The organism is Pedobacter gandavensis, from assembly GCF_014172405.1.
Classification (GTDB): domain Bacteria; phylum Bacteroidota; class Bacteroidia; order Sphingobacteriales; family Sphingobacteriaceae; genus Pedobacter; species Pedobacter gandavensis.
This window is the reverse complement of the sequence record NZ_WNXC01000009.1, coordinates 1-12,439: the sequence shown is the minus strand read 5'-3', so window position 1 is coordinate 12,439 and position 12,439 is coordinate 1. Positions and strand designations below refer to the sequence as shown.

Annotated in this window: 4 protein-coding genes; all 4 read left to right on the top strand. The window is 40.4% G+C overall.

What is annotated here, in order from left to right:
* The first annotated feature begins 58 nt into the window (after positions 1-58).
* Positions 59-1,897, top strand: coding sequence for a beta-N-acetylhexosaminidase (locus GM920_RS20115; protein ID WP_182960865.1), 1,839 nt, complete (start codon positions 59-61; stop codon positions 1,895-1,897).
* A gap of 1 nt (position 1,898) precedes the next feature.
* Complete coding sequence (locus tag GM920_RS20110) at positions 1,899-4,160, top strand: alpha-galactosidase (RefSeq protein ID WP_182960863.1); 2,262 nt, start codon at positions 1,899-1,901, stop codon at positions 4,158-4,160.
* Positions 4,161-4,934: 774 nt separating this feature from the next.
* Positions 4,935-9,479 carry a beta strand repeat-containing protein gene (locus GM920_RS20105; protein WP_182960861.1) on the top strand — a complete coding sequence of 1,515 codons (4,545 nt, stop codon included), beginning with the start codon at positions 4,935-4,937 and terminating at the stop codon, positions 9,477-9,479.
* 121 nt (positions 9,480-9,600) lie between these two features.
* A partial coding sequence (locus GM920_RS20100) for a hypothetical protein (protein WP_202986155.1) occupies positions 9,601-12,439 on the top strand: 2,839 nt, incomplete at its 3' end.

The window sequence follows — 12,439 nt, the reverse complement described above, 5'->3', positions numbered from 1 at the left end:
TTCTTTGACTTTTTAAAGAGGATTGTATAAAACACACCATAAACCAAATATAAACCAAATGAAGAGAATTTTTATTTTAATGCTCCTTGCCATTTGTACGGTCAGACTTTCTGCCCAGTCTAAAATTTCCCTGGTTCCTTTGCCTGTCAAGATGGAAGAAAGAAAAGGGAGTTTTGTCCTGGATAAGCAGGTGTACATCAGTTATCCCAATGCGAAATTAAAAGATCTCGCTGTTTATTTGCAAGCCGCACTTGTAGAAACAGGGGCAAAAAAACCGGAACTACGCACTGGTATGTGGATGCAAAAAGGAGTAAAAACCATCAGCTTAAGAATTGATCCATCAGTAACAGCCAAAGAAGGATATAAACTTGAAGTAACACCAACCAAAATTAACCTGATTGCCGGTACAGAAAATGGGTTATTTTATGCCATTCAAACTTTACAGCAACTGGTGCCTGTGGATGGAACAAAAAAAATACCGGCAGTATATATTGAGGATGAACCGCGATTCAGCTGGAGAGGAATGATGTTCGATAATTGTCGCCATATGTTCTCGGTAGATTTCATTAAGAAGTTTATTGACCAGTTGGCTAAACATAAATTGAATAAATTCCATTGGCACCTCACCGAAGATCAGGGCTGGAGAATTGAGATTAAAAAATATCCACGCTTACAGGAAATTGCCGCTTATCGCAATGGAACTCAGATTGGGCCGGATCGTAAGAAAGATGTAGATAGCATCAGATACGGGGGCTACTATACCCAAGACCAGATCAAAGAAGTGGTGGCTTATGCGACCTCAAGATACGTAGAAGTAATTCCAGAAATTGAGATGCCAGGCCATTCAGTGGCCGCCATTACAGCTTATCCTTACCTGGCTTGTGGCGAGGTAAGCTTTGAAAATGGAAAACCTTTTGAAGTGAGAAAAGTATGGGGCGTATCTAAAGACTTATACTGTGCAGGTAATGAACAGGTATTTACCTTTTTAGAAGATGTGCTTTCTGAAGTGATGCCTTTATTCCCATCTCAATATATCCACATTGGAGGTGATGAAGCCCCTCATGATGCCTGGAAAACTTGTCCGAAATGTCAGGCAAGGATGAAAACAGAAGGACTAAAAGATGAGGCTGCTTTACAAAGCTGGTTCATTAGTAGAATGGAAAAATTTATCAATAAAAAAGGGAAGAAAATCATTGGCTGGGAAGAAATTATGCAAGGTGGATTGGCAGAAAATGCAACGGTTCATTCTTGGTTAGGTGTGGAAAGCGGATTGAAAGCGGCGAAAAGTGGCCATGACGCCATCATGTCGCCTTACTCTCATATGTATTTTGACGGTTATCAGGCAGATTCGAAAATAGAGCCGATGGCGATTGGCTACTGGGTGCCTTTAGATAGTGTATATGCGTTTGAGCCAGTACATCCGGCATTAAATGAAAATGAAGCAAAACATATTCTTGGAGCACAAGGTAATCTGTGGACAGAATTTATCGGAACGGAAGATTATTTCCAGTACATGGTATTCCCAAGAATGGCTGCTCTTTCTGAGATCGACTGGTCGCCAAAAGCAGCGAGGAACTTTGATAACTTTAAAGGGAGATTGGTGGATCAATACCAACGTTATGACCAGCAAGGGATACAGTTCAGAATTCCAGTCGCGAAAATTGAATTGGCCATCAACTCGGCAGATGGAAGTTCCAGCGTGAGCTTAATAGACCCTACTCAAAATAGTGTGATTCGTTACACCTTGGATGGAACTGAAGTTAGCAAATCATCTCCGCGTTATCAGCAGCCTGTAACACTTCAAAAAGACCAGGTGATTCGTTATGCTTTGTTCTTTAAAGATCAAAGGAAAGGCTCTACTGACAGTTATCCGAAAGTTAAAAAGCAAAAAAAATAAGATGAAAAGATTAATTTTTTCCGCTATAACAGTTTCAGCATTTTCGTTGATCATGTTTAATTCCACAGCTGTAAAAGCACAAAACGTTGGCCAGACCCTAAAGGTCTGGCCAACGTCAGTTAAAAGCAAAGCCTCAGTTAATCGTTCAGTAAAAAAAGATTGGTTGTTGGATAATTCGGCTTATCTAGCTAGAATATATGCCATCCCGGAAAAAAAAGAATTGGTGTTGGACAATGGCTTGCTGAAAAGAACATTCAGGATTAGTCCGGATGTGGCTTGTGTAGATTTCCTGAACCAAATCACCGGGCAGCAGTTACTCCGAGCCATAAAACCGGAAGCACGTTTGGTAATTGATGGACAGAATTATAATGTTGGGGGCCTGTATGGTCAGAAAGAGCATGCTTATTTGTTGCCTTCCTGGATTGATGATTTTAAAGCTGGCGACAGTAGTTTTCATTATGTTTCCCATCAAATCACGGAATTAACACCATTCCTGAACTGGAAAACAAAAATGTGGGCCGGAAATAAACAACAACCTGCTGGGAAAGTGCTTTCCTTTACTTATCAATCCGATTTGCCAGCATTGAAAAATATCCAGGTTCAAGTAAACTATGCCATTTATGACGGCCTTCCTTTAATCAGTAAATGGTTAACGCTAAAAAATAATTCTGGTAAAACAGTGCAGTTGGATCAGGTGGTAAATGAAGTTTTGGCTGTGGTAGAAGAGGAGAGTGCCGTTGTAGGAGCTGCTTCTTTGGATAATAAAACAGCCCGTGGAATGAAAGTTCCACAAGGGATTTATTTGGAAAGTAATTTTGCTTTTAACAATGCAATGCGTTATCCAATTAGCGACCAGAGTACGCATTGGAAAGTTGATAAAAGCTATACCTCGCAAGTAAATTATGATTATCAAACCCCATGTTTATTAGAAGTACACCCGACCAGAGATATTGGCATTCCGCTAAAGGATGGGGCTACATTTCAGTCTATCCGTACCAATGAATTACTAATGGACAGCTACGATAGGGAGAGACGGGGACTCGCGATTCGGAAAATGTATCGTACCACGATGCCTTGGACTACTGCAAACCCAATTTTTATGCACCTGGTGAGTAAAAACGATGATCAGGTGCGTACGGCAATTGATCAATGTGCGGTAACAGGTTATGAAGCATTGATTTTGAGCTTCGGTAGCCATTGCAATATGGAAGATACTACGGCTACCAATATTAATAAATGGAAAACACTAAGTGATTATGCCCATAGTAAAGGGATTTTTATAGGTAGTTATTCCTTGTTTAGCTCGCGCAAAATTAGCGATGCCGATGATGTGATTGATCCTAAAACCGGTAAACCAGGAGCTGCGTTTTTCGGAAATGCACCTTGCTTTGGGAGTAAATGGGGGCTAGGGTATTTGAAAAGTTTAAAGACTTTTATGAGTAAAACCGGTTTCGATATTTTTGAAAATGATGGCCCTTATCCAGGAGACGTTTGTGCTTCTACCACACACCCTGGTCATGAAGGACTGGAAGATTCTCAATGGAAACAGATGGAATTGCAGAAAAGCCTTTACCATTGGTGCAATGAACAAGGTATTTATGTGAATGCGCCAGATTGGTACTTCATGGATGGTATTAATAAAATTGGAATCGGTTACAGAGAGGTGAATTTTTCCCTATCTCGCGAGCAACAAATGATCCTGAATCGTCAGAATATTTTCGATGGTACCTGGGATGAGATTCCATCTATGGTATGGGGCTTTGTTCCCCTGACAAAATACCAGGGTGGGGGACCGGAGGCGGTGTTAGAGCCTCTTAAGGATCACCTCAAAGATTATGAACAATTGATGATGCAATATTATGGTGCGGGGATTCAGGCCTGTTACCGTGGACCAAGGTTGTATGATACCGATGAAACCAAAGAAACTGTTCAAAAAGTAATCAATTGGTATAAAGGTAATCGGGAGATTTTGAATGCTGATATCATTCATCTGAGGAGAGCTGACGGTAGAGATTGGGATGGACTGATGCATGTGAACCCAAGGCTCAAAAGCAAAGGGATGATCCTATTGTACAATCCGTTAAAAGAGGAGATTCGAAGAGTGATAAAAGTTCCGTTGTATTATACTGGATTGAAAACCACAGCGAGCTTAAGCGTGGAGAACGGAGTTCCGAAAAAATACACTCTGGATCGGGATTATAATATTTCTGTACCCCTAGTGATGAAACCTGAAAGCTATACCTGGATAAAGATCACGGAGTAAATCTAGCCGTATCCGGAAAAGGGGATATGCTTTTATTATGATAAAGCACTAAATATCAATTGGAATACTAATGTTAGTTTTCTTACGTTGTGCATTTTTGGTGATTTCGATACAAGATATTTATGGCAATATAAAAGCAATTTTAAAGTTGAGAAAAAATCTAAATCTCATGTTTTTGCTCATGATATGAAAGTCTTTTGATTAAAAAAGATAAACTATAATTAAACACCCTCCTTTGTCAATTTCCTATTGACACATCGCCCTGCATTTTGCAGGGCGATTTATAAGCAAAAGTCAAGAGATTAATCCATCAATTTAGACTTTTGTTCTTTTTAGTTCATTTAATTTTGCAATACCCATAAATAGGTAAAATCAAAAAAGACTGATATACAGTTGTTTATGTGATTTTATTGCAGTTTACATCAATTATTTTACTATAGTTACAATAATATTCCATTTATCTATATTAGCTTTGCTCCCAAACTGATTTTTTTTGTAACCTATTGACATTCCAATATGTACAAAAAAGCAAATGCCTTATTGTTCAATCTTGTCCTATTCGATATGTTTCCAGTAAAGAAAAGAGAACCGCGGTGCTATAAAAAAGACTATAGTCCAGAGGATACCATGCCACATTATTGGCTGGTTATTTTTGGTTACCCTTAAGGATATCTTACGAAGAAAAGAATGACTGAATGCCTGGGCCTATAGCGAGGTCCGACCGGGGTTAAAACCCTATTATATCACGATCTATTTTAACGATACCGTAATCTCATGAATAAAACAGTTAAGCAATACTCCATGCTTATTGGGTTGCTATTTGCATTTGGTGCAAAAGCTCAAGTAGGAATAGGCACTAATGCCCCAGATGCCAGTGCGCAACTAGAAGTACTTTCAACTTCAAAAGGTCTACTTATTCCAAGACTATCCCTTGTTCAACGTGAAGGGATCAATAACCCTGCCAATGGTTTGTTGATTTACCAAACAAATAATCTTCCTGGTTTCTATTATTTCAATAACGGGCAATGGCAACGTTTGGTAAATAGCTCAGAATTAGGTTCTGGTGGGACAGGCACAAGTGGAAACACCATTCTAAGTGGTACGACTGCGCCTTCGCCAACTATTGGTACAAATGGTGATTTTTACCTGCATTTGGGTAATAACAGCCTGTACGGACCAAAAACTTCAGGTAGCTGGCCTAATAATGGAATTTTGTTAGTTGGTCCAAAAGGAGACAAAGGTGATCCGGGGAATTCTTTGCCGGGTACGGGGAAAAACGTAACCTCGACTGGTACAATTGATATTGCCAACGGAACAGGAGCGGTGTTAACTGATCTTAAACTTGACTTGGCTGATAATGCAGTTACTTCTGCAAAGATTGCGGATGGCTCTATTTCGAATATTGATTTGGATAAAAAGAACATTCCTTTAAGTGGATTCGGCGCTGCTGCGAAAAATATTTCTATGGGTGGTTTCAAATTGACAAACCTGTTAGATCCAACCAATAATCAGGATGCTGCAACCAAAAAATATGTAGATGATAAATTAACGGCGGGAGGGATTTTACCTGTATTGAGCTTTGATAATATGTATAACCTGTCTATTAAGGGCAGTAACACCGTGAGTTTATCCGATTTAAATCAAAGTTTAAGTCTGGAAGGAACGGTGCTTTCTATTTCCGGCCCCAGACAAAGTAAGGTTGACTTAAGTGGATTAGTAGGCAGTGGAGGTGGTACAGGTGGTTCAGGAGGAACTGGTACTGTGAAATCTGTAGCTGTAGTTTCTGCAAACGGTTTAACAGGTTCAGTAACAAACCCTTCGATCTCTCCATCTATTACTTTAGGAACTTCTATTGCTGCTCCTGTATTAAAAGGGGAGAATGGCGCAATTGCAGCAGCAACAACCACTGGTGCAGGTGGAACTGTGGTGTTAAGCGATGGTCCAACTTTAAAAGATCCAATCATTAATGGTGTCATTACTGGTAACCTGAATGGTAACGCAACTAATGTAATTGGTGTTGTTGGTATTGCCAATGGTGGAACCGGTGCAACTACTGTTGCTGGTGCGATTAAAAACTTAGGTTTAGATGGAATTCTTTTTGGCAATACGCCCATCACAGGAGATACCAAAACAAAGATTACTTATGATGCTAAAGGCCTTGTTACTAAAGGAGAAGATGCAAGTACCGCAGACATTAAGGAATCTGTAGATAGAAAATATGTAACTGATGCACAGTTAAACGTCATAAAAAATACAACGAACATTAATTCTGGTGATCAAAGCGCAATCAATGTGCCTGTAACACCGAATGGTGGTTTATCCGCTAGTAATGTCCAGTCTGCATTGGAAGAATTACAGGCAAAAATCAGCACCTCTGCTGGAGGTGGTTTAACTGCGGTGAAACATGATGCGACCTTAACCGGTGATGGTAACGCCACCAATTTAGGTTTAGCAGATAAGGCAGTAAGCCTTGCTAAGATGGCAGACATGGCCAGCAATTCATTATTAGGTAGAACATCAGCTGGTGTAGGTAGCCCGGAAGTAATTACTATGGGCCCCGGACTTACACTAAATGGAGGTGTGATTTCAGCAGATAACCCAGATGCGACTACTACTGCTAAAGGTAAAGTTAAACTGGCAGGTGATTTAACAGGTACTGCAGATTTACCTCGCGTAGCTGATAATGCCATCACCTCTTCGAAGATCAAAGATGGTGCAGTATTGGATGATAAAATTGCCAGTGTGAGCGGTTCTAAAGTAACTGGGAATATCACTGGGAGTGCAGGAAATGTGACCGGAATTGTTGGTGTTGTAAATGGCGGTACGGGTGCAAATACACCAGATGGCGCTAAGAAAAACCTTGACCTGGATAAGGTAACCAATACCAGTGATGCTGATAAGCCGGTAAGCACGGCGACGGCAGCAGCACTGTCATTAAAAGAAGATAAAGCAAATAAAAGTACAGATGTATTAGCGGATCAGCTTTCTGATGAAAAATACCCTACTGTAAAAGCGACTAAGAAATATGTGGATGATAAAGTAGCAGATGCTGTAATTGGAGCAGGTGGAGTTCCTGATGCTTCAACTACCGTTCTAGGTAAAATTCAGCTTGCAGGTGATTTAACCGGTACAGCTACTAGTCCGACAATTGTAAACAATGCGATTGTTACTGCGAAAATTAAAGATGCAAACGTTACAGATCCTAAAATTGTTTCGGTAAGCGGATCTAAGGTAACAGGTGATATTTCTGGAAAAGCATCTAATGTAACAGGTGTGGTTGGTGTCGCTAATGGTGGTACTGGAGCAAGTACTGTAGCAGATGCGAAGATTGCTTTAGGGCTAGGTAATGTAGACAATACAAGTGATCTCAATAAACCATTAACTCAAGCGACGAAAGACGAACTAGCTAAAAAAATAAACCTCACTGAAAAAGCAACAGCAAACGGAGTGGCGACATTAGATGGAACAGGTAAAATTCCAAGCAGTCAGATTCCTGCGATGTCTTTTAGCTCAGTTGACGTAGTGGATACACAAGCAAAAATGTTGGCATTGAGTAGCGCTGTTGTAGGTAGTACCGTGATCAGAACAGATCAAAGTAAGAGTTATGTGTTAAGAACAACACCAGCTTCGGTACTTGGTAACTGGGTGGAAATTTTGACACCTTCTACTGCTCCGGTACAATCGGTAAACGGACAAACGGGAGTGGTTACAATAACCAAAGCGGATGTGTTATTGTCTAATGTAGACAATACCAGCGATGCCGGTAAACCAATTAGTACATTGACTGCTGCAGCTTTAGCAGGAAAAGAAGATATCTCGAATAGAAGTAATAATTTCAGTACGGATGGAACCTCAATCGTTAAATACCCATCAGTAAAAGCGGTAAAAGACTATGTAGACGGTGTAGTAAGTTCAGGTGCTCCTGCAGCAACAGCAACTAAACAAGGGTTAATTAAATTGGCTGGTGACTTAGGTGGTTCAGCTGATTTGCCAACCGTAGTGACAGTTGGTGGCGCAACAGCAGGAAATATCGCTTCGACAGTTACTACTGTAACTAATGCAAGTAGTGGTAGTGTTGCAAATACATTGGTAAAAAGAGATGCTTCAGGTAACTTCTCCGGGAATTTAACTGGAAATGTAACCGGAAATGCAACAACAGCAACTACTGCAGCTACCGCAACAAAATTGAGCCCGGGAAGAAGGATTAATACCGTTTTATTCGATGGCTCAGCAGATATTACGCTTCCTGTAACTCCAGATCCTTTAAAACAAGATAAAGATCAAAATCTTACTGCTCTGGCAGGTGTAGCTGGTAATGGGATTTTGGTGAAAACAGCAGCTGGTGCAGCAACTACGCGAACGATTACAGGTAATGGTTTAACCGTAGCGAATGGTGATGGTGTAAATGGTAATCCAACGATTTCATTACCAAACTCAGGTGTTGCTGCCGGAAATTATACTGCAGCAAATATTACAGTAGATGCACAAGGTAGAATCACTGCTGCGGCAGATGGTTCAGGTGGTGGTGCAGCTTATACTCTGCCAGTAGCTACTACCTCAGTTCTAGGTGGGGTTAAAGCAGGTGCCGGAGTTACTGTTGATGCGGCAGGTGTGATTGCTACTAAAACAGATCTTGGCTTTACCAGTGACGCTTCTTTCGGAACAATAAGCAGTTCAACAGGTGCCGCTGCAAAAATTCCTGTGGGATCAATATCTGCCTCATCTCTGATGCTTGCTACTGATAAAACGAAACTGAATACTTATCCTGCAATTACCAATGCTGATAAAGATAAAGTTCTTACAGTGAATGCAGCAGGAACGGGCGCGACATGGGCTACTCCCGCCGCTGGTGGTGGTACTGGTGGTGGAGGTACAATGCCTAAAATATACTTTCCACAAGGTGCTCCCTATGTAATGGTAAAATCCGTTGGTACATCAGAGGTTACAGTAACACAAAAAGACGGGCCAATATCGGGGGTAAAAAATTTATTTACCGTTACTATTCCGGACGGGGTGATTTTGCAAACCATTCGTTTTAATATTGACAATGTCTTATTAGGAAAAAACCCTTCAGATCCGCCACCTACAGTCGTATTTGATATTAAAGATTTAAGTGGTAAGGTCAATAACTCAATAAATGATATCTGGGCTCCTACATCTCAGACTACATTTGATAGAACATCAGGGGATTTTCCTTTTAGTGCAAAACCCAATGTGAGTAGAGTTCAATTTACACTTGAATCAGTAGGGGGTGGGGTTTTAAGTCTTAAATACCAGGGTGATACATTCAAAATTTACACGGTTGTACTTGGTTTTTAATTGAATTCATATGGTTATCGGATTGATTATGAGAATAAGTAAGTGCTTTTTTATTGCCTTGAGCTTGGTTTTTTTGACTCTAATTTGTCATGCACAAACACCGTTTGCTGGAAGGTTTTATTTGAGCGGAGCGTCGGATGTTGTTTCAACTTCAACTTCTGATTTTTCTATAGAAGGGAAATTTACGGATTTAAGTTATACTTACTCTGCATCAGATATTTTAATTGGAGATGTCATTGTTGATAATTTGGGGTTGACTTTTAGAATTGATAAAATTACTAGTTTAAAAGGTAGTCAGATTACTGCTGATGTTACTTATTTGCGCGGAGCATCAGCGGATTACTTGATTTACCCTACGATTTATAGTTATGGAGTCTTGATTCGTCCAACGTCCAAGGGTTATGCATTAGGCTTTTTAGATCAGGATTATGTGAATGCGACCCTACAGATGGCTATCCAAAACTCTGCAATTCAGGATATAGATAGAGATATTCGAGCTTTCAAATCAGGCACCGAGGCTGAGATCCCTAAAGACGCCAAATTCGGTGATATTTTTTACAATGTAACAGACAAAAAACTTTACGCTTTTACAGAAAAAGGTTGGATACCTTTAGGAGGAGGGGTCATTGCCAGCGGAACTAAATCTGAGTTCCCAAATCCGGCGAAAGCAGGGGAAATGTTTTTCAATAAAGATGATAACAATACCTATATCTATAACGGGGCGCTATGGTTTAAAATATCTACGAACGGCTCTACCCCAACAGGGAAATCTACTCCTGATCCTTTGATCGTAAAGGTAAGAGAAGGTGACTTGTTCTATAACGAAGCCGACCATAAACTTTATGTATTTAATAAAACCAGTTGGGTGTCTTTGGATAATCTATTAGAAGAAGCACATATTTTTGTCGGGAATGCTTCGAGTGAAGCGGTTTCTGTTCCTTTATCAGGAGATGCTGGCATTACCAGCGAAGGTAAATTGACCATTAACAAATTGGCCATTACCAATGAAAAACTGGACAAAACCAATATTCCATTGAGTGGTTTTGGTTTCCCAAACGCAGATATTCGCATGGGTAATGGATCAACCTCTTTTGCCATCAAAAACCTTAAAAGTCCTTCAGTAGCGACTGATGCGGCAACAAAAGGTTATATCGATGATTTATTTAAAGATCCAGCTTCTTTGGCACTGGAAAATAATAGTTTTTTCGTAGGTAATACTTCTAATGTCGCTATTTCAACTGCAAAAGGCTTAATTCCTATCTCTGGGTTTGGAAAAGCCATGGAGGATGTCCAAATGGGTGTAACAGGAGTTGGAGCCAAATATAGAATTATCAATATGGCTGATCCTACAGATCCACAGGACGCCGCCACTAAAAGCTATGTGGATAAGCCAATTAACGCAAATAAAATTCTCCTGACAAAAGGCAGTTTCTTAATCGGTGGCGACCTGAATGTGGCGACTCCCATCCTAAAAGGCGGGATTTCGATCACCGGATTTGGGGCACCTACTGCTGACTTATCAATGGCTGGTTTTAAAATTAGCAACTTGAAGGCGCCAGATCTTGATCTGGATGCAGCAACTAAAAAATATGTGGATGATAAGGTGATAGGACCTTCTAGTTTAACATTAACCACAGGCAACTTTTTTGTAGGTGATGCCAATGGAAAAGCAGCTGATGTATTAAAGAATACAATTCCATTAAGTGGATTCGCAGACCCCTTAACTAATGTTTCTTTTGGTGGGTTTTTACTGACTAACCTTTCCGATCCTAAGTTAGAGACTGACGCGGCAACAAAGAAATATGTGGATGGTCTTTTTAAAATGCCGGTGACAGTAATGACACTTCCTGAGGACAATATGTTTGTTGGAAATGATAAAGGGAAAGCAGCGGCAGTTCCTAAAATACAAATTCCTTTGAGTGGTTTCGCTCCGGCAGCAGAGCATATCGCAATGGGAGATGCCACTACACAGTTTCAGATCAATTTTATGGCTGATCCGAAGCAACCACAGGACGCAGCAACAAAAAACTATGTGGATACAAAAGTAGCTAATCCTTCCACAATGGTATTGGCTACCGATCATATTTTGGTAGGTAATGGGGTAAATAAAGCGGAAGCAGTAAGGAAATCAGCTATTCCATTGAGCGATTTTGCTACGCCAAAAAAAGATGTTTCCTTTGGTGATGGTACGACTAATTTTAAATTGATTAACCTTGCCGATCCAGAAGATGCACAAGAAGCGGCAACAAAAGCATACGTAGATTCAAAAACTACTGGTACTGGACTTCCTGCCTTGTCATTAGGTAACTTCTTTATTGGTGATATCAATGGTAAAGCTTCTGAAATCGCCAAAACTGCGATTCCATTAAGTGGATTCGCAAATGCAGCTAAGGATATCGAAATGGGTGGTTTTAAACTAACTGGTCTTGCTGATCCAGGGTTAGCACAAGATGCGGCCACTAAAGCCTATGTAGATTCTAAAACTTCTAAAACTCCACAACAGCCAACAGCACCAACAACAGCAGTTGCGGGAGATACTTATTACAATACCACAGACCAGCATTTATATGTGTACAATGGAACAGAATGGATTCCGATGGACAACAAACTGGATGATGGAAATCTATATTTAGGAAACGCAAAAGGCATTGCTACTTCAACACTTAAAACTGCAGTTCCATTAAGTGGATTCGGTGCAGCAGCAAAGGATGTAGAAATGGGAGGTTTTAAACTAACCGGTCTTTCGGATCCAGGGTTAGCACAAGATGCGGCCACTAAAGCCTATGTTGATTCTAAAACTTCGAAAACACCTCAACAGCCAACAGTACCAACAACAGCTGTTGCTGGTGATACTTATTACAATACCACAGATCAGCATTTATATGTTTACAATGGAACTGAATGGATTCCGATGGACAACAAACTAGATGATGGAAATCTATACGTCGGAAACGCAAAAG